Raw genomic sequence first — 26,051 nt, 5'->3', positions numbered from 1 at the left:
CCGCTACCATCGAGTGAAGGGATCCGGCGCCCTGAGGTGGGCCGATGGTGACGAGCATGAGCGTGGTGCTCCACGAGCGTGGGGCCGATGCCGCACGTGTCGACCTGCTGCACCGACAGTTCCGTCAGGAGCTGCGACACGTCGACGCGCTGGACGTCGTGCCCGGCGCGGCGGCACCTGCCGAACCCCCTGAGCCAGGCTCACGCGGGCTGGACCCCGAGACGGTCAACGCCCTGGCCGTCGCCGTGATCGGATCCGGTGGCCTGGCAGGGCTCATCTCGTCGGTGCGGGCGTGGCTCGGGCGGGCGCCCGAGGAGACCAGGACGGTGCGGCTCGAGATCAGCGGCGACGTCATCGAGCTGTCCGGGGCCACCTCGGTCGAGCAGGAGGACCTGCTCAGGGTCTTCATGGCGCGGCACGGCGCACCGACGCCATGAACGACACCAGGGCAGCCGGCGCCCGGCGGGCGCTCATCATCGCCAACGACACCTACGACCACGCGAGCCTCGGCCAGCTGCGCGCCCCCGAGGCCGACGCGCGTGCCCTCGCGGCCGTGCTCGGCGACCCGGAGATCGGCGGCTTCGAGGTGTCGATCGTGCACAACGCCGCCTCCTACGAGGTGCAGTCGCACATCGACGACCTCTTCACCGAGAGTCGCCCGGACGACCTGCTGCTCCTGCACTTCTCGGGCCACGGGCTCAAGAGCGACTCGGGCGAGCTGTTCGTCGCGGCGCGCAACACCCGTCCGGACCGGCTGGGATCGACGGCGGTGCCGGCCGACTTCATCCAGCGCTGCATGCGCACGGCGCGAGCTCGCACCATCGTCCTCTTCCTCGACTGCTGCTACGGCGGCGCCTTCGGCGAGGGCGTCGCGGTTCGGGCGGCCGGACCGGTGAACGTCATGGAGAGCTTCCCGGCCGGACGGTTGGGAGGCGGCCGTGGGCGCGCCGTGATCAGTGCCTCGAGCGCGATGGAGTACGCGTTCGAGGGGACGACCCTGACCACCGACCACGAGGTCCAGCCGTCGGTCTTCACCTCTGCCGTCGTCCACGGTCTGCAGACGGGTGAGGCAGACCGCGACGAAGACGGCCTCGTGTCGCTGGGCGAGCTCTACGACTACGTCTTCGACCGGGTCCGGGAGCAGAACCCACGTCAGACACCCGGCCGGGATGTCGAGATGTCCGGCGACGTCTACCTGGCGAAGAGCCGCCACAAGAAGGTGCGGCCCGTACCGATCCCCGAGGCGATCGTGGCAGCCCTGCGTGAGCCCGACCCGACCTACCGACGCGGGGCCGTCGTCGAGCTCCGGGACCGGCTCGGACACCCCGACCTGGGCGTGGCGCTCGGCGCACTCGAGGCGCTCCAGTCCGTCGCCCGCTCCGACACGAAGTCCGTCGCCGACGATGCCGCCGCCGTCATCGGCGCGTCGGCACCGCGGGTCACCCCTCCGGAGCTGGACTTCGGCGAGGTCGCCTTCGGGGCTGCGGTTGCCGTCGAGCGAGAGCTGCACGTGGACGGCGTACCGCTGGCACGAGAGGTGCGCGTCGATGCCGACCCACCGCTCAGCGCCGTCGTGGACGGTTCCGTGGTCACCGTGACCTTCTCACCGACCGACAGGCCGTATGCCGGCAGCATCACGCTGACGAGTCCGACGGGATCCGTCATCGTGCCGGTCACCGCCACGGTCGGTCGCCGGACGGGGTTCCTCGAGTCGCCTCCACGCCCGCCCGAGCCCACGCCGGACGTCCCGAGGGATCCCACCTCCCACTCCGGGCCCGATGACGAGGAGTTCGTCGGTCGACGCCTCCTACCGGTCGAGACACCACGCGACGACGCGTCCGTGTCGGCACCAGCGTCGGTGTCGGCGGCCACCGTCGTGGGATCGACCGCTGCAACGGCGGAAGCCGAGTCGGTATCCCCGCCCCAACCGTCCGCCGCACCCGCGACACCCGAGGAGCCTGGCGCCCCCGGCTACCCTCCCGCGCAGCCCGACCACGTCACGGCCGCCGCGGCACACCGCACGACGGCGCCTGCGTGGCGACGAGTCGCGGGTGGGGCGACCCTCCTCGGTGGGCTTCTCGTCCTCCTGAGCATCTTCCTGCCCTGGTTCGACGGCGGGACCTACGCCGACAACGCACCCGAGCAGCTCCCCGCAGCAATCACCCGTGGCCTGCTGGCTCTGACCGCCGGCGTCACGATGCTCGTGCCCCGGGTCCGGGGCGCGGTCGCGGTGGCGCTACTCACCTCGACCGGGGCCGCCTGCGGTGCAGGCTCGCTCACCCTCCTCGGGGTGTTCAACGCGTCCGGCGCCGACCGCGTCGACGTCGGCTGGTGGGTGGCCTTGGTCGGAGAGCTCCTCGTCGGGGTGACAGCGCTAGCGACCCTGCTGGCCGTGACGTCCCGGACACGGGTGCCGTTCCGACGGTTCGACCAGCGTGCCTGGACATCGGTCGTGGCCCTGGGTCTCGGGATCGCCACGACCGCCGTCTTCGTCGCGTACGCCTCTCACGTCGCGGATCAGGCCTCGACGTACTGGGGGGCTGTCACCTTGGTCTGGGGTCTGTTGACCTTGGCGTTCACCGTGTCCGCGGTGCTTCTCGGGGCCGCCGTGGGCCGGGCACTGCTCGGCGGGTGGGCCGTCGGCGCCCTGAGCTACTCGGTGTCGGAATGGGTCTACCTCAGCCGCATGGAGATCGACCCGCACGCCGTCCCGGTGCTGACGATCGCATGCGGGCTGCTCCTGCTGGCAGCAGTAAGTCTGCGCGCCAGGGCGGTCGACGCGACGCGAACTGTCGAGAACTGATCAGGCACACCCCAAGCCCAGCTCTCGCGTGCGTCGCCGGTCAGACGCACGAACGACCTCGTCCGCTGGGACGAGGTCGTTGCTGGTGGAGCCAAGGGGACTCGAACCCCTAACCCCCTGCTTGCAAAGCAGGTGCGCTACCAATTGCGCCATGGCCCCGAGTGGGGGAGAGCGGCCTCAGGCCGAGGTGTCGGCCTCGTCGGTCGCCGTGGGGGCGGTGGCCGGTGCGACGGGCGCCTGCACGTCGTCGGTGGCCTGGGTCCACAGGTCCTGCTCGGCCTGCTGCTGCTTCGCCTTCTTGCGAAGGAAGACGACGCCGGCGACGGCTGCACCGACGAGGGCGAGACGCTTCAGCATGCGAGGGATCCTCTCCGTGGTGGCGGTGATGGTGGGCCTAGGAGGACTTGAACCTCCGACCTCTTCCTTATCAGGGAAGCGCTCTAACCGTCTGAGCTATAGGCCCATCGTCACCTTCGCGCGGCCGATCCGCACCGTCAGAGATGACGACCGGACGCGAGGGGAAACGTTACCCGATGCACCTCGCCTCATCCAAAACGGCCCCCGCCCGTGAGGGTGGGGGCCGTCTGCGTATGCCGTGTGGCCGCGTCCGTGACGCCCGGCGAGGACCGCCGGGGCGGTCTCAGTCGTCGGTGAGCGTCAGCTGCACGCCGCCGACGAGGGCCGAGCAGATGTTGTAGAGGAAGGCCATGACGGTCGCGATCGCTGTCATGAGGATGACGTCGATGACGCCGATGACGATCGAGAGCGACACGACGCGGCCGAAGCCGACGTAGTCCTTGATCGAGAACGGGTCCGACGTCGTGGTCTGCAGCGACTGGAGGACGCCCTCGACGTCGGAGAAGACGTTCATCGTCGACAGGATCATCCACAGGACGGCCGTGAGGATGACGCCGGCGATGCCGAGCGCGACGGAGAGCAGGAAGCTCATCTTCATGACCGACCACGGGTCGACGCGTGCGACGGCGAGGCGGACGCGGCGCGGGCCCTTTGCCTTGCGGTGTGCGGTCGCGGTGCGCGCACCGGCAGCGGTCGACGACGCTGCGCCGGACTGACCGGAACCGACCCGCTGCGTCGGGGCGGTGCGGTTGGTGACCGCACCCCGCGAGAGCGCGGTGGCCGGGTCCGCGCTCGAGGCGCCCGACGTGCTGCCGGACGACGCGCTTGAACCGGAGGCGGCGTAGTAGGAGCCGTTCTGGGCCTGGTCGTCGGTGAAGCCGGGGCCACTGCCTCGGCGAGCCGACGTGCCGGGTCCACTCACGGAGCCCTCAGGGCTGGTCGCGCTCACTCGTCACCTCCGTTGTCGGTCTCCGACGAGCTCGCCTCGTCACCCGACGTCTGGTCCGACGGTACGCCATCGGGGCCGGGAACCGTAGCGGGCGCTCCCGGAGCGGACGTCGCGTCGCCGTCAGCACCGTCGCCGTCCTCGACCTCGTCGACGACGATGGCGGACTCGGCGTTGCGGGCCACGGCCACGATCGAGTCGCCCTTGTCCGGAGTTGCGAACTTCACGCCCTGTGACGAGCGCCCGGTGTGGCGCACCTCGTCGACGCGAGAGCGCACGATCTTGCCCTTCTCCATGACGACCATCACCTCGTCGGTGTCGATGACCGTGAGGGCGCCGACGAGGTCGCCGCCCTTGTCGGAGAGCTTGGCGACCTTGATGCCCAGGCCGCCACGCCCCTGGAGGCGGTACTCCGACACCGGCGTGCGCTTGGCGAGGCCGTTCTCGAAGACGACGAACACGTCGGGGCTCTCGCCCTCCTCGACGACCGACATGGCGAGCAGGTCGTCGCCGTCGCGGAACTTCATGCCCGTGACGCCCGAGGTCGACCGACCCATCGGGCGCAATGCCTCGTCGGTCGCGGTGAAGCGCACCGACTGGCCCTTGCGCGACACGAGCAGCAGGTCGTCGCGGTTCGAGGCGAGGCCGGCGCCGACGAGCTCGTCGCCCTCGCGGAGGTTGACCGCGATGAGGCCGCCGGAGCGGTTGGAGTCGTAGTCGGCCAGGCGCGTCTTCTTGACGAGGCCCGCGCGAGTGGCGAGGACGAGGTAGTCGGCCTTGGCGTAGTCACGGACCGCGAGCACCTGGGCGATCTGCTCACCGGGCTGGAAGGCGAGCAGGTTGGCCACGTGCTGGCCCTTGCTGTCGCGCGAGCCCTCCGGCAGCTCGTACGCCTTGGCGCGGTAGACCCGGCCGAGGTTGGTGAAGAAGAGCAGCCAGTGGTGGGTCGTCGTCGTGAAGAAGTGCTCGACGACGTCCTCGCCACGCAGCGAGGCACCACGGACACCCTTGCCGCCGCGCTTCTGCGAGCGGTACTGGTCGACGCGCGTGCGCTTGGCGTAGCCGCCGCGGGTGATCGTGACGACGACGTCCTCCTCGGGGATGAGGTCCTCCATCGACATGTCGCCGTCGAACGGGACGATCTCGGTGCGCCGGTCGTCGCCGTACTTGTCGACGATCGCCTGCAGCTCCTCCGAGACGATGTCGCGCTGGCGCTGCGGCGAGTCGAGGATGGCGCGGTACTCGTCGATCATCTGCTGCAGCGCGTCGTGGTCCTGCTGGATCTTCTCGCGCTCGAGGGCGGCGAGGCGACGCAGCTGCATGTTGAGGATCGCGCCGGCCTGCAGCTCGTCGATGCCGAGCAGCTCGATGAGGCCGTCGCGGGCGACCTCGACGGTGCGCGAGGCGCGGATGAGGGCGATGACCTCGTCGAGCATGTCGAGGGCCTTGAGGTAGCCACGCAGCAGGTGGATGTCGGCCTCGGCCTTGCGCAGACGGAAGGTCGTGCGGCGGACGATGACCTCGACCTGGTGGTCGACCCAGTGCCGGATGAAGCCGTCCAGCGGGAGGGTGCGCGGCACCTCGTCGACGAGGGCGAGCATGTTGGCGCCGAACGTCGTCTGCAGCTGGGTGTGCTTGTAGAGGTTGTTGAGCACGACCTTGGCGACGGCATCGCGCTTGAGCACGATGACGAGTCGCTGGCCGGTGCGACCAGAGGTGTGGTCCTGGATGTCGGAGATGCCGGAGATCTTGCCGTCCTTGACGAGATCGGCGATCTTGAGCGCGAGCATGTCCGGGTTGACCTGGTAGGGCAGCTCGGTCACGACGAGGGCCTGGCGGTTGCCGACCTCCTCGACGTTGACGATGGCGCGCATGATGATCGAGCCACGGCCCGTGCGGTAGGCGTCCTCGATGCCGCGGTGTCCCATGATCAGCGCGCCGGTCGGGAAGTCAGGGCCCTTGATGATGCCGAGCAGGGCCTCGAGCAGCTCCTCCCGGCCGATGTCGGGGTGCCTCAGGTAGTACTCGGCGCCCGCAGCGACCTCGCGGAGGTTGTGCGGTGGGATCTGCGTGGCCATACCGACCGCGATGCCGGCCGAGCCGTTGACGAGCAAGTTGGGAAAGCGGCTCGGCAGCACGGACGGTTGCATCGTCTTGCCGTCGTAGTTCGGGACGAAGTCGACGGTGTCCTGCTCGATGTCCCGGACCATCTCCATCGCGATGGGGGCCATCCGGCACTCGGTGTATCGCGGGGCGGCGGCACCATCGTTGCCACGGGAGCCGAAGTTGCCCTGGCCGTCGACGAGGGGGTAGCGCAGCGACCAGTCCTGGACGAGGCGCACGAGGGCGTCGTAGATCGCCGAGTCGCCGTGCGGGTGGTAGTGGCCCATGACGTCGCCGACGACGCGCGCACACTTGTTGAAGCCGCGGTCGGGGCGGTAGCCGCCGTCGTACATCGCGTAGACGATGCGGCGGTGCACCGGCTTGAGGCCGTCGCGTACGTCGGGCAGCGCGCGGCTGACGATGACCGACATGGCGTACTCGATGTAGCTGCGCTGCATCTCGTTGTTGAGGTCGACGGCCTCGGTGCGATCGGTCTCGTCGCCGTCGCGCTCGACGGGCGCCGTACCGAGGTCGATGCCCTCGTCACCGGCGCTGTCGTCCTGGTCGGGCGTTTCGTTGACGTCGTCTCCGTCGATGGGAGGCAGGTCGTCGCTCACGTCAGATCCCTTTGTCTCTCAGTCAGATTCAGTGCAGTAGGGGAGAAGCTGCCGGGTGGCGACGTTTCACGTGGAACGTCGGAACGGCATACAGCAACAGTCAGATGTCGAGGAACCGCACATCGCGCGCGTTCTTCTGGATGAAGCTGCGGCGGGACTCGACGTCCTCACCCATGAGCACGGCGAAGACCTCGTCGGACTTGGCAGCGTCGTCGAGGGTCACCTGCAGGAGCGTGCGCTTCTCGACGTCCATCGTCGTCTCGCCGAGCTCGGCGTAGTTCATCTCGCCGAGACCCTTGTAGCGCTGGACCGGGTTGTCCTTCGGCAGGCGCCAGCCCTTGCCCTCACCGATCTGCTGGAGTCCGTCACGCTCCCGGTCGCTGTAGGCGAACTGGTGCGGCGCGTTGCTCCAGCGCAGGCGGTAGAGCGGCGGCTGTGCGAGGTAGACGTAGCCGGCCTCGATGAGCGGGCGCATGAAGCGGAAGAGCAGCGTCAGCAGCAGCGTGCGGATGTGCATGCCGTCGACGTCCGCGTCGGCCATCAGCACGATCTTGTGATAGCGGGCCTTCTCGATGTCGAAGTCCTCGCCGATGCCGGTGCCGAAGGCGGAGATGAGCGCCTGGACCTCGTTGTTGGCGAGGATCTTGTCGATGCGCGCCTTCTCGACGTTGAGGATCTTGCCGCGGATCGGGAGGATCGCCTGGGTGTGCGGGTTGCGAGCCTGGGTGGCCGAGCCGCCGGCGCTGTCGCCCTCGACGATGAAGACCTCGGAGATGCTCGGGTCCTTGCTCTGGCAGTCCTTGAGCTTGCCCGGCAGTCCGCCCGACTCGAGCAGGCCCTTGCGACGCGTGGCCTCGCGCGCCTTGCGGGCCGCCATGCGGGCGGCCGCGGCCTGCACCGACTTGCGGACGATGTCCTTGCCCTCGTTGGGGTGGGCGCCGAGCCAGTGGCCGAACTCCTCGGTCATGGCGCGCTGGACGAAGCCCTTGACCTCGGAGTTGCCGAGCTTGGTCTTCGTCTGGCCCTCGAACTGCGGCTCGGCGAGCTTGACCGAGATGACGGCCGTGAGGCCCTCGCGGACGTCGTCGCCGGTGAGGTTCTCGTCCTTCTCCTTGAGGAGGTTCTGGCGGCGCGCGAAGTCGTTGACGAGCTTGGTCATCGCCGCGCGGAAGCCCTCCTCGTGGGTGCCGCCCTCGTGGGTGTTGATCGCGTTGGCGTAGGTGTGCACCGACTCGCTGTAGGCGTTGGTCCACTGCATGGCGAGCTCGAGGCTCAGCGAGCGGGCCTCGTCCTCGACCTCGATCGAGATGACCTCGGGGTGCACCGGCTCGCTGCGCTTGCTGCCGTTGATGTGGTTGACGTAGTCGACGAGGCCGTTGTCGTAGCGGTAGCTGACCCGCTTCGCCGTGACCTTCTTCTTCTCCGCGCCGGCGTCGGCCGCCGCGTCCTGGGGCTCGTCGTCCTCGGTCGACTCCTCGACGACCTCGAGGTCCTCGTCGAGGTCGTCGAGGTCGACGTCACGCTCGCCCGCGGGCTGCTCGATGCGCTCGTCGACGAGGTTGATCGTCAGGCCCTTGTTGAGGAAGGCCATCTGCTGCATCCGGGCCCGGATCGTCTCGAAGTCGTAGTCGACCGTCTCGAAGATGTCGGCGTTGGCCCAGAAGGTGATCGTCGTGCCGGTCTCGTCGGTGGCCTCCTGCTTCTCGAGGGGCCCGTCGGGCACGCCGTCGCTGAAGCTCATCCGGAAGACGTGGCCCTTCTGGCGGACCGCGGCCTTGAGGCGGGTCGACAGGGCGTTGACGACGGAGCTGCCGACGCCGTGCAGGCCACCGGAGACTTTGTAGCCACCGCCACCGAACTTGCCGCCGGCGTGCAGCTGGGTCAGCACGAGCTCGACGGCGCTGATCTTCTCGACCGGGTGGATGTCGGTGGGGATGCCGCGGCCGTTGTCCTTGACCCGCACCCCACCGTCGGCCAGCAAGGTGACGTCGATGGTGTCGGCGTAGCCGGCCAGCGACTCGTCCACGGCGTTGTCGACGATCTCGTAGACGAGGTGGTGCAGACCGCGGGGGCCGGTCGAGCCGATGTACATGCCGGGGCGCTTGCGCACGGCCTCGAGACCCTCGAGGACGGTGATCGCGCTCGCGTCGTAGTCGACGCCGTTGGGCCGGACGTCGGCCGGGACCGCCGGTGGCGCCGGGACCACGAGGGTGGCGTCTGCGTCGGGAGTCGCTGTGTCGGGTGATGCCACGGAGTCGGATCCGGTGGAACTGGGGGTGGTGCTGGTGGTGATCGGCTCGTCGGCGTCGGACACGGCTCTCCTCGGTGGTCAGACCTCATGCGGGCGGCCCGACGTGGACGTCGAGCCGCAACCTCGCCAGTCTAACGGTCCGGGACCCCAAACCGTGCCGTCAGACGCGCGAAACGGCCACTTTCCGGCCCGAGAACCCGTGGATCCGAGGGGAGGATCACGCCCCGGGGCCCCAGCGCCCCTCAGGCACCCTCACCCGCCGGATCGCCGGCGGCGACCCTGGGCCTGCCGCCGACACCCATTCTCCTCACTCCGGACCGGCCCGAGAGCCGTTGTCCACAGGCCGACCGGGCCGTGCCGGCACCCGAGCCGGGCACCAGCTGCGCCTGCACCGGGGTATGCCGGGAGGTCGGGTCCTCGTGGAAGCCGACCTCCCGGCAGACGACCTGGGTGGGCTTGCCCCCCACCCGACAGCCGGGCCCGGGCGTGCCGACGGATCAGTCGTCGGCGAGGGTGCGCTCGAAGAGGGAGTGGATCGCCTCGGGCAGGTGCGGCTCCTGGAGCGTCACGTCGCAGCCGGCCTCGTCGCACAGGACGGAGTAGATGTAGGCGTCGGGATGGGTGCGCTCGGTGGAGGCGGCGATGCGCTGGAGGGTCGGCGCGGCCAGCAGGTGCTGCCAGTCCTTGGCGTCGCGCTCGGGCAGCTCGCCGAGCGCGAGCCGCCGCTCGCGGACCTGCCCGGCGAAGCCGCCTGTGCGGCGCAGCAGCACCTGGGCGTCCGTGCCGGGGATCGAGGACGAGCCGCCGGTCGACGGAGTGGGTGCCGGTGCGCCTGTGCCGCCGGTCGGGCCACCCGGGGGTGCGTCCGCACCAGCGCTGAGCACGCCGACCTGTTCCCATGCCGAGCGCACCGCGGTCTGCTCGGCCGAGCCCTCGCCGTGGGCGCTCCCCGCAGCCGCCACCGTGAGGCCGGCGAACGTCGCGAAGTCGCAGTCCGCCTTGATCCCGTCACCCGACACCACGGCGTACCAGATCGCGCCCGGGCCCTCCCACGCGTTGCCGCCGATGGCGTCGGCCGCGAGCACGAAAGCACGGTTGGGGATGCCGGAGTTGATGTGGACGCCGCCGTTGTCGTCCTGCGTGTCGACGTAGTGCGCCATGTCCGCCGGCTGCGGGTCCGTGCCCAGCCGCGGGTCGTCGTAGGCCGTGCCGGGGTTGCGCATGTCGCGCAGGGCGCGACCGTGGACCGAGGGGTTGAGCAGGTCGGCGCCGACGAGCCAGTCGGCCTGCGCAGCGCTCTGCCCGAGGGCCTTCTGCTTGACGAGGACGCCGAACACGTCGGAGATCGACTCGTTGAGCGCGCCCGACTGGCCCTGGTAGAGCAGACCGGCCGTGTGCTCGGTGACGCCGTGCGCGAGCTCGTGCCCGATGACGTCGAGGCTCCGGGTGAACCGCTCGAAGACGACCCCGTCGCCGTCGCCGAACACCATCTGCGAGCCGTCCCAGAAGGCGTTGTCGTAGTTGCGGCCGTAGTGGACCGTGGCGAGCAGCGGCATCCCCTTGCCGTCGAGCGAGTCGCGGTCGTATGCCGTCGACCACAGCTCCCACGTCGCGCCGAGTCCGTCGTAGGCCTCGTTGACCGCCACGTCACCGCTCGCGGCCGCGCCCTCGGTGCGCACCGTGGTGCCCGGGGTCGTCTGGGTGCCTTGGGCGTCGGCGATGGTGCGGTGCGGTCCCGTGCCATGGGCCGTCGGCGACGTGACGTCCTCGCGGCGCGGGACCCGGCGGGTCGTCGGGCGAGCCGTCGGCGTGTGCCGCGAGGAACGCAGCTCCGCGTCGTGGCGCAGTGCCTCGCGCGCGTGTGCAGCCAGGACCGGCTCGTCGCTGGCCGCCATCGCCTCGAGCATGTAGGGCGGGACGATCGTGCAGTGCGACGTCCGGGGCGGCGTCGAGATCTGCGTCGTTGGCTGCGGCATTGGCTGCATCGAGGTCATGACGACAGTCTGCGTTGGAACACCGACAACCGCCCTCCGAGCCGCCCTACAGTTCGCAGCGTGATCACGATCAACGTCGGCGGGCGCGGGTACGACGCGTGGGAGTCGCTGCCCGAGGACGTGCGGGCCCAGCTCCTCGCAGCCGGTGTCGACCCCGGACCGGACGGACGCCTCGACTCCGTCGACCTGTCGCGTGCCCATGGCTCGGTCACGCGGGGGACCATCGTCTCCGGACCCGTCCGTGAGGCCGGTCAGCCGTAGGTGTCGCGCGGTCCGCGCGAGTCGGGGGAGCGACGGGCGCCGCGGTTCCACGACGGCGCGCTCGGGCCGACGACCTTGAGCTCGCTGACCGCGCCGGCCCCGATCTCCTCGTCGATCCGGGCGAGCAGCGACGACGCGAGCAGGCGCATCTGCGTGGCCCAGGCCGTCGAGTCGGCACGCACGGTGAGGATTCCGTCGACGAAGGTGAGCGGCTCGACGTGCCCGGCGATGTTGGGCCCCACGATCTCGGGCCAGCGGCCCATGACCGAGCCGACCGCGACGTCGACCTTCCAGCCGCGGTCGAGCAGCAGCCGGTCGAGCTGGTCACCGAGCAGGGCCGGGTCGCGCCCGTCGCGGGCCGAGCCGGACAGCACCGGCGCGTCGCCGACCGGACGGCGTCGCCTCTTCGGCTTCATCCCCGGCCGCAGACCCTTCTCGGCCGCGCCGGCCCGAGCCCGCGCCAGGGCCGCGGCCGCCGCATCGGCGATCCGGGTGTCCTCGTCCGTCGGCGCGGGAGCGTCCTCGACAGGACCGACCGCTGACTCGGGTGAGGCGTCTGCGGACGCGTCGTCACTCATCGTCCCGCTCCATCGCCCGCTCCTCGCCCGACTCGGTTCCGGCGGCCTCCGCCGGAACCAGCTGCAGTGGCTCGCTCACGGACGCCTCCGGGGACACGGCGGCCTGCACCTGACCGAGCACGACGGCATACGTGGTGCCGTTCTCGCGGAGCACGTCGGGAACGTCAGCCCCGACGGCGGCGGTGATGAGCACCTGCTCGCAGTCGGCGACGAGCGCCGCGAGCCGATCGCGGCGTCCGGAGTCGAGCTCGGCGAAGACGTCATCGAGCACGAGCACCGGGTCGTCGCCCAGGTCGCGCCGCAGGAGGCGGTATGCCGCGAGCTTGAGTCCCAGGGCGAAGCTCCAGGACTCGCCGTGGCTGGCGTACCCCTTCGCGGGCAGCTCGCCGAGCGAGAGCACGAGGTCGTCACGGTGCGGTCCGACGAGGGAGATGCCTCGTTCGATCTCGCTGGAGCGCACCTGGACGAGGGTCTCGAGCATCCCGATCCGCAGCTCCTCGATCGCGGGGACCTCACCCGCCGCGAGCCGCTTGGCGAGGTCCTCGTGCAGCGAGCTCTTGTAGGTGGCGCGGGCGTTCGACGAGGCCGCGCTCACCGCGTCGTAGCAGTCGGAGAGGTCGGGCACGAGGTCGCGCAGCAGCCGCAGACGCGCGTAGAGCAGCTGGGCCCCGACCGAGGCGAGGTGGTCGTTCCACACGTCGAGGGTGTGCAGTGCCGCCTCGCGCGCCTCGTCGAGCGGCTGGTCGCCGTCGCGTGGCGGCCGCGGCGGGCGGCGGGCGCCCTTGCGGAGCACCGGCGCCGCCGACTTGAGGAGGGCGTTGCGCTGCTTGAGGACCTTGTCGTAGTCGGATCGGACCCCCGACCACCGTGGCTGTCGCTGCACGAGCAGCTCGTCGAGGAAGCGCCGCCGCTCCGACGGGTCGCCCTTGACGAGGGCGAGGTCCTCGGGCGCGAAGAGCACGGTGCGCACCGTGCCGAGCACGTCGCGCGGACGAGCGACGGGGGCGCGCCCGAGGCGGGCGCGGTTGGCGCGACCCGGCGTGATCTCGAGCTCGACCATCGTCTCGCGGTCGTCGCGGACGATGGCTCCACGCACGATCGCCTGGGCGGCGCCGAACCGCACGAGCGGCTGGTCGGTCGCCACGCGGTGCGACCCGAGCGTGGCGAGGTAGCCGACCGCCTCGACGAGGTTCGTCTTGCCCTGGCCGTTGAGACCCACGAGCGTGGTGACCCCCGGCGTCAGCGCGAGCTCGGCGCTCGGGTAGCTGCGGAAGTCCTTGAGGGTCAGGTGACGGACGTGCAAGGAGGGTGCGGCGCTCTGCTCAGGCCTTCTTGGCGGTCTTCTTGGCGGCGCGCTTCTGGCCGCGCGCGGAGTCGGCCATGTCGGTGGCCGTCGTCGCCGACGCCCGACCCGAGGAGGCGGCCTTCTTCGCGGCGCCGACGTTGGCCTGCGACGCCGTCGCAGACGCGCGCTTGCTCGCCTGCTTCGTCGCGGAGCGACGCGACGCGCCCTTCTTCGCCGCGGCCTTCTTGGCCGGGGCCGCCGGCACATCGCCCTGGCGCAGCTTCTCGCCCTCGGCGATCGTCATGACCTGGTGGCCGCCGAACTGGCCGCGCAGCGCCGCGACGGCCTGCATCGTCGGCGAGCTCGACTGGCGTGAGGCGAAGCGGGCGAAGAGCGAGGCCGAGATGACCGGCATCGGCACGGAGAGGGCGATGGCCTCCTCGACGGTCCAGCGCCCCTCGCCGGAGTCGTTGGTGTAGTCGGACACGTCGTCGAGGTGGGGGTTCTCCTCGAGGGCGTCGACCATGAGGTCGAGCAGCCAGGACCGCACGACGGTGCCGCGGCTCCACGCTTTGAACGCCCCGGGGACGTCGGTGACGATGTCCTTCTTCTCGAGCAGCTCGTAGCCCTCGGCATAGGCGGCCATGAGGCCGTACTCGATGCCGTTGTGGACCATCTTCGTGTAGTGCCCGGCGCCGACCTTGCCGGCGTGGACGAAGCCCTCCTCGCGCGGGCCCTCCGGCCGAAGCGCGTCGAAGATCGGCATCGCCCGGGTGACCCACTTCTTGTCACCGCCACACATGAGGCCGTAGCCGTTCTCGAGGCCCCAGATGCCGCCGCTGACGCCGCAGTCGACGTATCCGATCTTCTTCTCGCCGAGCAGCTTGGCGTTCTCGAAGTCGTCGGTGAAGCGCGAGTTGCCGCCGTCGATGACGAGGTCGCCCGGCTCGAGCAGATCGGCGAGCTTGGCGACGGTCTCACGGGTCGGGTCGCCGGCCGGCACCATGACCCAGACGACGCGCGGGGCCTCGAGAGCCTTGACGAGAGCAGGCAGCGTGCGCACGTCGGCGAGGTCGGGGTTGCGGTCGAAGCCGATGACCTCGTGGCCCGCGCGACGCAAGCGCTCGCGCATGTTGCCGCCCATCTTGCCGAGACCGATGAGACCGAGCTGCATGTCGCGAGCCTTTCTGCGGGGGAGTCTGCGGGAAGCGTGCGGGGACGGAGCGGGCGGAGCGGGTGGCGCGGTTCGAGGCTACGCCTGCCCGGCGGCATACGGCACCGGGTGCCCGAGGGAGCCGCGAGCGCGGTCGGGAGGTCGGTGTCAGCTGGCGAAGCGGACCGGCATGAGGACGTAGCGGTAGCTGGTGTCGGGCTCGGAGTCGGCCTCCGCCTGGCCCGTCAGCACGGCCGGGCGGCTCGGCTGGGTGAACGAGAGCCGGCTCCAAGCGGTGCCGACCGCGTGCAGGCCGTCGAGGAGGAACTGCGGGTTGAAGGCGATCTGGATCTCGGGGCCGTTGAGCGTCGCCTCGACGGCCTCGGAGGCCTGGGCATCGTCGCCGGTGCCGGCCTCGATGGCGACCTGGCCGTCGGTGAACTTCAGCAGTACCGGGGTGTTGCGCTCGGCGACGAGGGCGACACGCTTGACGGCCTCCTCCAGCGCCGCTGTCTCGATGACCGCCTCGGTGTCGACCGACGTCGGGAAGATGGAGGTGACCTTGGGGTACTCGCCGTCGAGCAGGCGCGTCGTCGCGCGACGCTGGCCGGCCTCGAAGCCGATGAGCCCGTCGCCGCCCTGGCCGAGCGCGAGCTCGACGGAGCCGGAGGCACCGAGGGCGCGTGCCGTGTCGGAGAGCTGGCGAGCCGGGATGAGCGCGACGTGGCTCGCGTCGGTGGCCGAGGGGCTCCACGACAGCTCGCGCATCGCGAGGCGGTAGCGGTCGGTTGCGAGGAGGGTCACCTTGTCGCCGGCGATCTCCATCCGCACGCCCGTGAGAATCGGCAGGGTGTCGCCCTTGTCGGCGGCGATCGAGACCTGGGCCACCGCCTGGGTGAAGACATCTCCGGCGATGGTGCCGCTCGTCTCGGGCGAGAGCGGCAGAGTCGGGTAGTCGGCGACCGGCATCTCTCGGAGCGCGAAGCGCGACGAGCCGCAGGCGACGTTGACCTTGCTGCCGTCGGTGCTGACGTCGATCGGCTTGTTGGGCAGGTTGCGCGAGATGTCGGCGAGCAGGCGCCCGAGCACCAGCACCTGGCCCGCCTCGGCGACGTCTGCCGGCACGGTGATGCGCGCGGACACCTCGTAGTCGAAGGCGGACAGGGTCAGTGTGCCGTCCTCGTTCGCGTCGACGAGCACGCCAGCGAGCACGGGAACCGGCGGGCGCGCCGGGAGCCCGCGGGCCACCCAGGTCACGGCCTCGGCCAGGACGTCTCGCTCAACCCGAAACTTCACGGTGCACTCACTTCGACAGGTAAGGACATTGGGGCTCAGACACTAGTGCCTGCCGGTGACTGGCACCACAGACACTCCCCGAATCGCCGACGCGGCGAAATCACACGATTCCCCGTCGGGTCCGTGGACCCCCGAGCCGGCCCGGGGCGTCCGGCCTGACTCCCGTTGTCGGGGCTCCCCTCTATGACTGGGATCTCGTCATAGTCATAGGTGCTGTGGATGCTGTGGACAACCCGCGTCGGTGCAGGTCAGGCCGCCGATGGGGCTGTGCACGGCGTGTGGGGTCGCGCCGGACGCGGCGGCCCGGCCCTGTGGACAGATCTCGGCCCTGCACATCGTCCTCACAGGCAGCCCATGGGTTGTCCGCAGCTTTGCGCTCGTCGTCCACACGTTTCCACAGAGACGTGTGGAAGAGCGGTCGGAATATGTCCGATTTGGACTGGTTGCGGACTAGTCACCTGTGCACCATCGGGGACCGCTACTTCCACAGAGTTGTCCACAGGCGGTGGACAACTCTGGCGGTCGTCGGGCCCGTTGCGTCTGTAGGCCCCGGGTCACGGGGAGGTCACGCTGTGCACACAGGTGTGGACAAACCTGTGGACGGATGTGGACGTGTGCCGTGTGCCCGGCCGGGTGCAGCCGTCCTCCCAGGGGCCGACTAGTCACCGACCGGCGCGATGACGCACCGTCGCGACGCCGCGAGCAGACACTCGAAGAGGGCCTCGCCGTCCGGAACCGGCCCGAGCTGGGCGAAGATCTCGCTCGTCACGGCGCCGAGCAACAGGGTCCAGGCAGCCAGACCCTGGGTCAGGTCGACGGCGTCCAGCTGTGTCGCGGCGAACATCGGTGCGTCGAGCAGCGCGCCGACACCGGTCTCGGCGCGCGCCGACACCAAACCCAGCCCCTCGGGGTCGGCGAGCCGGCCCGCTGCCCGGACGTCGTCGAGCAGGGCGACGAGAAGGACGAGGACGGCGGTGCCCGGTTCCTCGGTGCGCTCGGACGGGGCCTCGTAGTCCGGGACCGGGGAGCCGTAGATGAGCGCGAAGTCGTGCGGCCGGTCGAGCGCCCACGCTCGTAGTGCGCGGCCGACCGCGTCCCATCGTGCCTCGAGGTCGTCGTGCGGGACGGTGTCGTGGCTGCTGCGGACGGCGGCGGCGAGTGACCAGTACGAGTCGACGATGAGGCGGGTGAGCAGCTCGTCGCGACTCTCGACGTAGCGGTAGATCCCGGAGGAGACCATGCCGAGGTCGCGGGCGACGGCGCGCAGGCTGAGTGCGGCCGCACCGTCAGTGGCCAGGTGCTCGCGAGCCACGCGGAGGATCTCGGCCTCGACGGTGAGCCGGTGACGGGCGCGCTTGCCCAGCCGTGCTGTGGGCGCGTCGTCAGGTGCGTGCGTGCGTGTGTCCGCGGGTGCGACGTCGAGCGGGTCCATGCACCGAGCCTGCCACAGGTCACGGAACAATGTGAGCGGTGCTCTTGCTTTTCTGGCCGACCACTGCCACCATCGAAACGTGAGCAGTGCTCACACCACATTCTCGAAGGAGCACACCATGAGCCACCACCTCGTCCTCGGCGCCGGCGGCGTCGGTCGCTCGACGACCGTCGCACTCGTCGCGCTCGGTCACACCGTGACCCTCGCGTCCCGTTCGGGACGGGTCGACGAACTACCCTGGCAGGACGCCCACCCCGACGCGGTCGAGGTCGTCGCCGTCGACGCCGGCGACGCGTCCGCGCTGACGGCCCTGGCGCGCGGTGCCGCGAGCATCGTCAATGCCGTGAACCCGCCCAGCTACATGACCTGGGACACCGACTGGCCGCCGATCGCCGCGGCCACCCTGGCCGCCGCCGAGGAGTCCGGAGCCGGCCTCGTCATCATCGGCAACCTCTACGGCTACGGCGAGGTCGAGGCGCCCATGCACGAGGACGACCCGATGCGGCCCTGCGGTCACAAGGGCCGCATCCGTGCCGACATGTGGACCGAGGCGCTGGCCCGCCACGAGGCGGGGCGCCTGCGCGTCACCGAGCTCCGCTCCAGCGACTACTTCGGACCGGGTACGACGCCGCGGACCAGCTACCTGGGCGACGTGGTCATCGACGCGCTGCTCGCCGGCCGACCGCCCTTCGTGCCGGCCGGCCGCGCCGACGCGCCGCACTCGTGGACCTACGTCCCCGACGTCGGCCGGCTCGCAGCCAGGGTCGCGGCCGGCGACGACGGCTGGGGCCGGGCCTGGCACGTGCCGACCGCGCCCGCCCGCACGTTCGACGAGGCCGGCGGCGACGTCGCGCGCATCGCCGGCGTCAAGCAGCGGCGGGTACGCGTGCTGCCCCGGCCACTCGGCACCGCGGCCGGTGCGGTCGTCCCCTTCATGCGCGAGCTGCGCGAGACCCGCCACCAGTTCGAGCGGCCGTTCGTCCTCGACTCCGAGCTCACCCAGCGCACGTTCGGGCTCGCACCGACCCCGTGGGACGAGGCGCTCGCGACGACCGTCGCCGCCCGCCGCGCCGCGAAGGCTGCGAAGCCGGCGCACGCGGGAGCCGCGGCCTGACGTCGGCGCGGCCCGACGGCATACGCCATCGGGCCGGGTCAGCGGGCCCGGCCGGACGTCAGTGCGACTGCTGGCGGATCCGGTTGGTCAGCTCGGTGACCTGGTTGTAGATGGCGCGGCGCTCACCCATGAGCTCGCGGATCTTGCGGTCGGCGTGCATCACCGTCGTGTGGTCGCGGCCGCCGAAGTGCTGGCCGATCTTGGGCAGGCTGAGGTCGGTCATCTCGCGGCACAGGTACATCGCGATCTGCCGGGCCGTCACGAGCTGGCGCGAACGGCTCGAGCCGCAGAGGTCCTCGAGGGTCACGGCGTAGTAGGCGGCCGTCACCGCCATGATCGTCGCGGCGGTCACCTGGTTGGGCGTCTCGTTGGGCAGGACGTCCTTGAGCACGATGACCGCGAGAGGCAGGTCGACCGCCTGCCGGTTGAGGTTGCTGAACGCCGTGACGCGGATGAGCGCGCCCTCGAGCTCGCGGATGTTCGTGCTGAAGTTCGTCGCGATGTACTCGAGGACGTCGTCCGGCACCTTCATCCGGTCCTGGATCGCCTTCTTGCGCAGGATCGCGATGCGGGTCTCGAGGTCGGGCGGCTGGACGTCGGTGAGCAGGCCCGACTCGAAGCGCGTGCGCATCCGGTCCTCGAAGCCGGACAGCTCACGCGGTGGCAGGTCACTGGTGATGACGATCTGCTTGTTCGCGTTGTGCAGCGTGTTGAAGGTGTGGAAGAACTCCTCCTGCGTCTGCAGCTTGCCCTGGAGGAACTGGATGTCGTCGATGAGGAGCACGTCGACGCTGCGGTAGCGGTTCTGGAACGCGCTCGCCTTGTCGTCGCGGATGCTGTTGATGAAGTCGTTGGTGAACTCCTCGGAGTTCACGTAGCGCACGCGGACGTTCGGGAACATCGTGCGGGCGTAGTGGCCGATCGCGTGCAGCAGGTGGGTCTTGCCCAGACCGGACTCGCCGTAGACGAAGAGCGGGTTGTACGCCTTGGCCGGGGCCTCGGCGACCGCGACCGCTGCCGCATGGGCGAAGCGGTTGCTCGCGCCGATGACGAACGTGTCGAAGGTGTACTTCGGGTTGAGCCGTGTGTCGCCCGGTGAGCTGGGCTCGGGCCGTTGCTGCAGGCGCAGCGGCCCGCTCTCGCCACCGCTCAGCGGGTCGGGGCGGAGCTCCATCTGCGTCTGCGCCTCGTACGCGGGCGGGCGCGGCTCGTCGAGGTCGGCGCCGTTGAGCGCGGGTGCGCTCTCGGCCAGGTCGCGCAGCGGGTTGTGAGCGGCCTGGCCGTACCCGCCGTTCTGGTGGCCACCGATGCCCCCGGAGCCGTTGCCGGTCGCCGAGCCGGAGCCGCCCCCGACCGCGCCGGGGCCCTGACCGCTGCGTGAGCCGTCGTGGACCTGTCCGCTCGGCTCGTCGGCGATCATGCCGAGGTCGGGCTCGAGGCTTTCGTCGACCGACACGGCGAGCTGGACCGGGTGGCCGAGCTGGCTCGCGAGGGCCTCGTGGATCTGCTCACGGACCCGCTGCTCGAGGAAGTCCTTGGTGAAGGTGTTGGGTGCGCGCACCAGGGCCGTCTGGTCGAGCACGCCGACGAGTCGGCACAGCCGGACGAAGGCGCGCTCCTGGTTCGACAGGCCCACCGAGTCGAGGGTGCCGAGCGTCTGCTGCCAGATCTGCGCGTAATCAACGCCTGTCTCGGCCACCTGATCCCACCTGCCCCTGAGTCAATTCCGTTGCACCTGTTGCGATCCCGGCTCTGAGCGTCTCGAGCACGGGCTCGAGTCCGCCGGGGTCGGACCTGCGGGGTCCGTCCGTGTCCTGGTGAACGATGCCCTGTTGTCCACACGTTTGTCCACAGCCTGTGCATGGGGTGGCGAGGATCGTGAGAGTCGAAAACCTACAGCCGCAGGCTCGCCGGTGACAATCGAGTCGCCCACAGATCTCCGGCTGGACGGCGTGTCGGCTTGCAATCGCCGTAGGACCTTCGAGGATCGTGGGTTTTGGCCCGCGCCCCCGGAGCGGCTCCGTCGGTTTGACCCCCTCTCGACGGCTCCCGTATCGTTGACCGAGCGTGTCTGCGACCTCTTTCGCATGCCCATGGCCCCGAGCCCGGCCCAGCCGGATCCCCTCGGCCTCCACGGGCTTGCCGATTGCGGTCGCATCGGCCACCGACAGCCCCACAACGGGAGCCGGGCCGACGTCGTCGTGACGTCGGACGGGCCCCTGCAACCTACGGAGAACCTCGTGAGCAAGCGCACCTTCCAGCCGAACAACCGTCGCCGCGCCAAGACGCACGGCTTCCGCCTGCGCATGCGCACCCGCGCCGGCCGCGCCATCCTCGCCCGCCGCCGCAGCAAGGGCCGCGCCGAGCTCTCGGCCTGAGCAGCCGGAGGCCGCGGCGTGCTGCCGGCACGTCACCGACTGCGTGAGCGGACGGACTTCACGACGGCAGTTCGCGGGCCCGGCGCCAGCAGAGCAGGCGGGCGACTCATCGTCGTGCATGCCAACCGGACCGATGCGCGTGCGGAACTTCCGCCGCGCGTCGGTTTTGTTGTGTCCAAGGCCGTCGGCAACGCCGTCGTGCGCAACCGGACCAAGCGCCGGCTGCGCTCCAGCGTCGCGACCCGGTTGACCGGCATACCGGCTGGTCTCGACCTCGTCGTGCGCGCCAACCCGGCGGCGGCGCAGGCGTCGTGGGACGAGCTCGACCTCGCCGTCCGACGTCAGCTCGAGAAGGCGTGCCGGCCATGAGCCCCACGGTCAACCAGGTGCTCGCAGCACCCCTGGTGCTCGCGGTCCGCTTCTACCAGCGCTTCGTCTCCCCGCTCACCGGCCCCAGCTGCCGCTTCTACCCCAGCTGCTCGGCGTATGCCGTCACCGCGCTGACGCGGTTCGGACCGGTTCGTGGGGGTTGGCTCGCCATCCGCAGGCTCGGCCGCTGCAACCCGTGGAACCCCGGCGGGGTCGATCCCGTTCCCCAGACGTGGGCCACGCGCAACGACGTGCGGCCGGAGGACTTCCGCCCGGCCGGAAGCGCCGAGGACGAGCACGACCACGAGCACGACGAGCACGCCCCACACGCAGTCCCATACGCGGTCACCCACCGCGAACCCACGACCTGACCAACCGGCATATGGTTGCCGATCAGTGGTGAGTGGCCCAGACACCTCGAGCCCGAGCTGAACCGGCCGGCCCACCAGACCACAGAGGAAACACGTGATCGAGTTCTTCAACACCCTGCTCTATCCGATCAAGCTCGGTGAAGCCTGGGTCATGTACGGCTGGCACTGGCTCTTCGACAAGATCGGCCTCAACGGTGACCTGGCCGGTTGGGCCTGGGCCATGTCGATCGTCGGCCTCACGGTCGTCGTCCGCCTCCTGCTCATCCCGCTCTTCGTGCGCCAGATCCACTCCTCCCGACGGATGCAGCTCATCCAGCCGGAGATGCAGAAGATCCAGAAGAAGTACAAGGGCAAGCGCGACCCGGAGTCCCAGAAGGCCCAGCAGGCCGAGATCATGGATCTCTACCGGCGCACCGGGACCAACCCGTTCAGCAGCTGCCTGCCGATCCTCATCCAGAGCCCCTTCTTCTTCGCGCTCTTCCAGCTGCTCAACAACCTCAAGGCCCAGGCCGAGGGCGTGCCCGGCCACGACGCGATCGGTCCGATCACCCGCGAGGTGGCGGCACAGATCGAGAGCTCGACGATCTTCGGCGCCAAGCTCTCCGACTCCTTCCTGACGCCGGGTGCCTCCCTCAACGTCAAGATCCTCACGGCCGTGCTCATCATCCTCATGTCGGCCACGACGTTCACGACCCAGTACCAGCTGATGCGCAAGAACATGCCCGCAGCAGCGCTGGACAACCCGTTCGCGAAGCAGCAGAAGGTCCTGCTCTACCTGATGCCGCTCTTCTTCGCGATCTCGGGCGTCAACTTCCCGATCGGTGTCCTGATCTACTGGCTCACGACGAACCTCTGGACGATGGGCCAGCAGTTCTACGTCATCCGCAACATGCCGGCTCCCGGGTCCGAGGCCGAGCGCGCCCGTCGCGAGCGGATGAAGCGCAAGGGCAAGGACATGCAGGAGCTGACCGTGCCGGGCCTCGAGCCGACCGAGACCGTCCCCGACGACGCGCCCAGGTCGGGCCAGCGCCAGCAGCCGAAGGGCAAGAAGCGCACCCGCACGCAGCCGACCAAGAACCGCCGCTGAGGTTCTTCCACACACTTGTCCACACTGCCTTGGGGCCTCTGACCTGCGGAGACGTGAGTTGTCCACAGATGCGGCCCCGGTGAACGAAGGAGTTTCCAATGAGCGACACCCAGGCCACGGACGTCGAGACGCCGACGGACGCGACTGTCGAGCCCGACACGGGCGAGAGCACCGACCAGGTCACGGAGATCCCCGAGTCCGCCCTGGCGGTCGAGGCTTCCGAGGGCGGCGAGGTGGCGGAGGCCGACGCCTCTGATCAGTCCTCGGACGCGGCCGCGGACTCCGACGAGGCCGACGCCGATGACCAGGGGAACCAGGCCGACAGGGCTGACAAGGGCGACAAGAAGTCGCGCGTCCGGATGCTCGAGCGCGAGGGCGAGGTGGCTGCTGACTTCCTCGAGACCCTCCTCGACATCGCCGACCTCGACGGGGACATCGATGTCGACGTCGACGGCGACCGGGCTGCCATCGCCATCGTCGACTCCGACGAGGGCCGCGTCCCGCGCCGGCTCGTCGGGACCGACGGCAAGGTGCTCGAGGCCCTGCAGGAGCTGACCCGACTGGCCGTCCAGGTCGAGACCGGTGAGCGGAGCCGCCTCATGCTCGACATCGCCGGTCACCGTGCGCAGCGTCGTTCGGCTCTCGTCGAGCTGGCCAAGGTCGCCATCGCCGAGGTGCAGGAGTCGGGGACGAAGCGCGCGCTCGAGCCGATGACGGCCTTCGAGCGCAAGGTCGTCCACGACGAGGTCGCGGCCGCCGGTCTCGTCTCCGAGTCCGAAGGCGTCGACCCGCACCGCCACATCGTCATCCTTCCTGCCTGACCACCTCCCGTTTCACGTGAAACGGGAATCGACCGCTGCATCCGAGAGCCACGAGGAGTGAGAGCGCGTGACCCACGATGCTCTCGACCCGGCGGAGCTGCCCCCGACGCCCGCTGTCGCAACCGCGGTCTTCGGCGACCGGCTCGCGCTGGCCGAACACTTCGTGGCGATCCTGGCTGATACCGGGATCAGCCACGGCCTGATCGGCCCTCGTGAGACACCTCGGCTCTGGGACCGTCACCTGCTCAACTGCGGCGTCGTTCACGAGGCGATCCCGCGGACGGGAGAGACGCAGCGGGTCGTCGACGTGGGGTCGGGTGCCGGTCTGCCCGGGCTGGCGCTGGCCATTGCCCGTCCCGATCTGGACCTGCACCTCGTCGAGCCGCTCGCCCGGCGCACGGGGTGGCTCTCGGGCACCGTCGCCCAGCTCGGTCTGACGAACGTCACGGTGCACACGGCGCGGGCCGAGACCATGTGGGACAGGCTGCACGCCCCATGGGTCACGGCCCGGGCGGTGTCGCGCATCGTCCAGCTCGCGGAATGGACGCTTCCCCTGCTCGAGTCGGGCGGCAGTCTGCTCGCGTTGAAGGGGAGCAGTGCTGTCGACGAGCTGGCTGAGGGCCGCACGGCCCTCACCCGCCTGGGCGTCGTCGACGCCGAGGTCCACGAGTACGGTGGCGATCTGCTCGGTGAGCCCACCATCGTGCTCCGGGCGACCATCGGCGAGGTCGTGGATCGCCGCCGGTTCCGCTCGCGCCAGCCCTCCAGTGCCGGATCGGCCCGTCGCCGGGCGGACCGGCCGCGCGGTTCGCGACGCTCCGGCTCCGAAGCGGGCGGCCGTCCGCGCCATCAGCCATGATCGTGTCCAGACCATTTCGATGGATGACCGCCGCGGATCCTCCCGCCGGCCGTCCCTCAACCCCGGAGGTGCACTCCCTGTGACGATGTCGACCAACCTGGGCTGGCCGAGCGACCCCGAGCCGGGACCAGAGCACCGACGTCTCGGTTGGCTGGCGCGCATGTTGGGCGTTTCACGTGAAACGAGTGAGGGGCAGCAGGCAGAGTCGGGCCGGGAGACGTCGGGCGAGGCGGCGCAGTCCGGCACCGGCGAGGTCGTCGAGACCTCACCTCCGGCAGACGGCTCGTCCCCACCCGACGCCGTGGGAGCGACGCTCGGGGAGAATGCGACCTACGAGGACATCGTCGACGAGGACACGGTCGACGCGTCGCCCCGACACGACGGCTCCTCGGCTGACCACCAGGTCCGGCCGGCCCTCGCCGTGGCGGAGTCCGTGTCCGAGCCCGTGCCCTCGGACACCGAGGCACCGGGCGCGCAGCCCGATCCCATCGAGCTCGGCCACGACGCCCCGACCTCCGACGACGCGCCGTCGACGCCAGAGCACCAGAGGGCCGGCGAGGCCGCGGCCTCCGGTGCGCTCCACGTGACGGAGACCGCCGCAGGGGCGGCACCCGACGAGCTGCCGGTCGCGTTGAGCGGGCCCGAGCACTCCGAGTTCGAGGTGTCCGAGGGTGAGGTGTCCGAGGGCGATGGGCTGACTTCCCCTGTGGACAACACGGTGGACGACTCACCCCGAAATGCCTCTGTTGAACGGGAAATCACATCCAACGAGGCTGGGGACAACGCTGTGGACGAAGCCCGACAGGCCTCAGAGCTCAGGGCCGACCATGCCGATCGTGAGGCCCTTGCAGCGGCCATCCCGACCGCCGGCCAGGACACGCCACTGGCGATGGAGCTCGCCGAGAACGCACGTCGCCGCATCCAGCTGACCGGCCGTTCGTTCCCCAAGCCCGTGGGTCCACGGGTACTCACCGTCGCCAACCAGAAGGGCGGCGTCGGCAAGACGACGACGACGGTCAACGTCGCGGCCGCTCTCGCGCAGTCGGGGCTCAAGACTCTCGTCATCGACCTCGACCCGCAGGGCAACGCCAGCACGGCTCTGGGGATCGACCACCACGCCGAGGTCCCCTCGATCTACGACGTGCTCGTCGACGGGACCCCGTTGCTCAAGGTCGTGCAGCGGTGCACCACGGTGGAGAACCTCTACTGCGCGCCGGCGACGATCGACCTCGCCGGTGCCGAGATCGAGCTGGTGTCTTTGGTGGCACGCGAGTCGCGCCTGCAGAAGGCGATCACCGCCGCGTCCGAGGCCGGGCACGAGTTCGACTACATCCTCATCGACTGCCCGCCCAGCCTGGGCCTGCTCACCGTCAACGCGATGGTCGCGGCCAGCGAGGTCTTCATCCCCATCCAGTGTGAGTACTACGCCCTCGAGGGCCTCTCGCAGCTGCTCAAGAACATCGACCTCGTGAAGCGTCACCTCAACCCGGAGCTGCACGTCTCCACGATCCTGCTGACGATGTACGACGGGCGGACGCGTCTGTCGGCCCAGGTCGCCGACGAGGTCCGCGAGCACTTCCCCACGGAGGTGCTCCGGACGTCGGTTCCCCGCTCGGTCCGGGTGTCAGAGGCGCCGAGCTTCGGCGAGACGGTGATGACCTATGACCCGGCGAGCAGTGGTGCGCTCGCGTACCTCGAAGCGGCGGGTGAGATCGCCGACCGTGGAGCGGCCGGTCGCACCTGATCCCGACTCTCTGCGGGTCCCGAAACGGGGTCGTCACCGTCTGGTGACGGCCCCGTTTCACGTGAAACGCATCTGGGCCGTCAGCCGCCGCCGGGGCACCTGGAGCGATGACGTCGATCCACGCGAGTGGGCGGTGACTCCCGCAGGGCGGCGCAGACAGTTCCTCGTTGACGAGACGGGAGCGGTTCATGCTCAGGCGTTCGACGTGCGGACCTTCAACGGTCGTCGGAGA

At 70.2% G+C, this 26,051-nt stretch carries 22 protein-coding genes and 2 tRNA genes; 11 read left to right on the top strand and 13 right to left on the bottom strand.

Features of this window, described 5'->3' with window-relative positions; genetic code table 11:
* Positions 1-56 precede the first annotated feature (56 nt).
* Both NR112_RS06435 and NR112_RS06430 read left to right on the top strand, forming a co-directional pair.
* Positions 57-437, top strand: coding sequence for a hypothetical protein (locus tag NR112_RS06435; protein WP_256793154.1), 381 nt, complete (start codon positions 57-59; stop codon positions 435-437).
* Positions 434-2,803 (top strand): caspase family protein, encoded by a 2,370-nt coding sequence (locus NR112_RS06430; RefSeq protein WP_256793153.1) that lies wholly within the window; start codon positions 434-436, stop codon positions 2,801-2,803. The genes NR112_RS06435 and NR112_RS06430 overlap by 4 nt, the downstream gene beginning before the upstream one ends.
* A gap of 83 nt (positions 2,804-2,886) precedes the next feature.
* On the opposite strand, the gene NR112_RS06425 is transcribed toward NR112_RS06430, so the two are convergent.
* The 7 genes from NR112_RS06425 to NR112_RS06395 form a co-directional block, all read right to left on the bottom strand.
* Positions 2,887-2,962, bottom strand: a tRNA-Ala gene (locus tag NR112_RS06425).
* A gap of 18 nt (positions 2,963-2,980) precedes the next feature.
* The gene (locus NR112_RS06420) at positions 2,981-3,160 is read right to left on the bottom strand and encodes a DLW-39 family protein (protein WP_056780483.1); all 180 of its coding nucleotides are present in this window, start codon (positions 3,158-3,160) and stop codon (positions 2,981-2,983) included.
* Positions 3,161-3,189: 29 nt separating this feature from the next.
* Positions 3,190-3,266 (bottom strand) — tRNA-Ile (locus NR112_RS06415).
* A 177-nt stretch (positions 3,267-3,443) separates the two neighbouring features.
* Positions 3,444-4,109 carry a DUF3566 domain-containing protein gene (locus tag NR112_RS22850; RefSeq protein ID WP_256793152.1) on the bottom strand — a complete coding sequence of 222 codons (666 nt, stop codon included), beginning with the start codon at positions 4,107-4,109 and terminating at the stop codon, positions 3,444-3,446.
* On the bottom strand, positions 4,106-6,745 hold the full coding sequence (gyrA, locus tag NR112_RS06405; protein WP_256793337.1) for a DNA gyrase subunit A: 2,640 nt from the start codon (positions 6,743-6,745) through the stop codon (positions 4,106-4,108). The genes NR112_RS22850 and gyrA overlap by 4 nt, the downstream gene beginning before the upstream one ends.
* Positions 6,746-6,926: 181 nt before the next feature.
* Positions 6,927-9,140 (bottom strand): DNA topoisomerase (ATP-hydrolyzing) subunit B, encoded by a 2,214-nt coding sequence (gene gyrB, locus NR112_RS06400; RefSeq protein ID WP_374511698.1) that lies wholly within the window; start codon positions 9,138-9,140, stop codon positions 6,927-6,929.
* A gap of 434 nt (positions 9,141-9,574) precedes the next feature.
* A complete protein-coding gene (locus tag NR112_RS06395) occupies positions 9,575-11,071 on the bottom strand; it encodes a protealysin inhibitor emfourin (protein WP_256793151.1) in 1,497 nt (498 codons plus the stop codon).
* A gap of 60 nt (positions 11,072-11,131) precedes the next feature.
* Here NR112_RS06395 and NR112_RS06390 point away from each other — a divergent pair, with 60 nt between their 5' ends.
* Positions 11,132-11,332: a hypothetical protein gene (locus tag NR112_RS06390; RefSeq protein WP_256793150.1), complete on the top strand. Its 201-nt coding sequence runs from the start codon at positions 11,132-11,134 to the stop codon at positions 11,330-11,332.
* Here NR112_RS06390 and NR112_RS06385 read toward each other — a convergent pair.
* From NR112_RS06385 to NR112_RS06365, 5 genes are all read right to left on the bottom strand, one after another.
* Positions 11,323-11,910, bottom strand: a complete 588-nt coding sequence (locus NR112_RS06385) for a DUF721 domain-containing protein (RefSeq protein ID WP_256793149.1) — start codon at positions 11,908-11,910, stop codon at positions 11,323-11,325. The genes NR112_RS06390 and NR112_RS06385 overlap by 10 nt on opposite strands.
* Positions 11,903-13,213, bottom strand: a complete 1,311-nt coding sequence (gene recF, locus NR112_RS06380) for a DNA replication/repair protein RecF (RefSeq protein ID WP_256793148.1) — start codon at positions 13,211-13,213, stop codon at positions 11,903-11,905. The genes NR112_RS06385 and recF overlap by 8 nt, the downstream gene beginning before the upstream one ends.
* Positions 13,214-13,232: 19 nt before the next feature.
* Entirely contained in the window at positions 13,233-14,369 is a 1,137-nt protein-coding gene (gene gnd / locus NR112_RS06375) for a phosphogluconate dehydrogenase (NAD(+)-dependent, decarboxylating) (RefSeq protein ID WP_374511695.1), read from the bottom strand.
* 147 nt (positions 14,370-14,516) lie between these two features.
* On the bottom strand, positions 14,517-15,644 hold the full coding sequence (gene dnaN / locus NR112_RS06370) for a DNA polymerase III subunit beta (protein WP_256793147.1): 1,128 nt from the start codon (positions 15,642-15,644) through the stop codon (positions 14,517-14,519).
* Positions 15,645-16,302: 658 nt separating this feature from the next.
* Positions 16,303-17,076, bottom strand: a complete 774-nt coding sequence (locus NR112_RS06365; RefSeq protein ID WP_256793146.1) for a TetR/AcrR family transcriptional regulator — start codon at positions 17,074-17,076, stop codon at positions 16,303-16,305.
* Positions 17,077-17,194: 118 nt separating this feature from the next.
* Here NR112_RS06365 and NR112_RS06360 point away from each other — a divergent pair, with 118 nt between their 5' ends.
* Positions 17,195-18,190, top strand: coding sequence for an NAD-dependent epimerase/dehydratase family protein (locus NR112_RS06360; protein ID WP_256793145.1), 996 nt, complete (start codon positions 17,195-17,197; stop codon positions 18,188-18,190).
* Positions 18,191-18,248: 58 nt separating this feature from the next.
* On the opposite strand, the gene dnaA is transcribed toward NR112_RS06360, so the two are convergent.
* Positions 18,249-19,889 carry a chromosomal replication initiator protein DnaA gene (gene dnaA / locus NR112_RS06355; protein WP_256793144.1) on the bottom strand — a complete coding sequence of 547 codons (1,641 nt, stop codon included), beginning with the start codon at positions 19,887-19,889 and terminating at the stop codon, positions 18,249-18,251.
* Positions 19,890-20,430: 541 nt separating this feature from the next.
* Here dnaA and rpmH point away from each other — a divergent pair.
* The 7 genes from rpmH to NR112_RS22430 all read left to right on the top strand — a co-directional run bounded on the left by rpmH (position 20,431) and on the right by NR112_RS22430 (position 25,819).
* Positions 20,431-20,568, top strand: coding sequence for a 50S ribosomal protein L34 (rpmH, locus tag NR112_RS06350; protein WP_020141619.1), 138 nt, complete (start codon positions 20,431-20,433; stop codon positions 20,566-20,568).
* Between the two features lie 18 nt (positions 20,569-20,586).
* Entirely contained in the window at positions 20,587-20,937 is a 351-nt protein-coding gene (gene rnpA, locus NR112_RS06345; RefSeq protein ID WP_256793143.1) for a ribonuclease P protein component, read from the top strand.
* Positions 20,934-21,308: a membrane protein insertion efficiency factor YidD gene (gene yidD, locus NR112_RS06340; RefSeq protein ID WP_256793142.1), complete on the top strand. Its 375-nt coding sequence runs from the start codon at positions 20,934-20,936 to the stop codon at positions 21,306-21,308. Before rnpA ends, yidD begins: the two co-directional genes overlap by 4 nt.
* Before the next feature lie 94 nt (positions 21,309-21,402).
* Positions 21,403-22,395, top strand: a complete 993-nt coding sequence (gene yidC / locus NR112_RS06335; RefSeq protein ID WP_256793141.1) for a membrane protein insertase YidC — start codon at positions 21,403-21,405, stop codon at positions 22,393-22,395.
* 98 nt (positions 22,396-22,493) lie between these two features.
* Complete coding sequence (locus tag NR112_RS06330) at positions 22,494-23,216, top strand: R3H domain-containing nucleic acid-binding protein (RefSeq protein WP_256793140.1); 723 nt, start codon at positions 22,494-22,496, stop codon at positions 23,214-23,216.
* A gap of 67 nt (positions 23,217-23,283) precedes the next feature.
* Entirely contained in the window at positions 23,284-24,075 is a 792-nt protein-coding gene (gene rsmG, locus NR112_RS06325; RefSeq protein WP_256793139.1) for a 16S rRNA (guanine(527)-N(7))-methyltransferase RsmG, read from the top strand.
* 160 nt (positions 24,076-24,235) lie between these two features.
* Entirely contained in the window at positions 24,236-25,819 is a 1,584-nt protein-coding gene (locus NR112_RS22430) for an AAA family ATPase (RefSeq protein WP_306216820.1), read from the top strand.
* The last annotated feature ends 232 nt before the right edge of the window (positions 25,820-26,051 follow it).

The sequence above is a fragment of the Terrabacter sp. Ter38 genome, assembly GCF_024519435.1.
Lineage (GTDB): Bacteria > Actinomycetota > Actinomycetes > Actinomycetales > Dermatophilaceae > Terrabacter.
The sequence above is the reverse complement of the archived record's forward strand: the minus strand, read 5'-3'. Positions and strand labels throughout refer to the sequence as shown.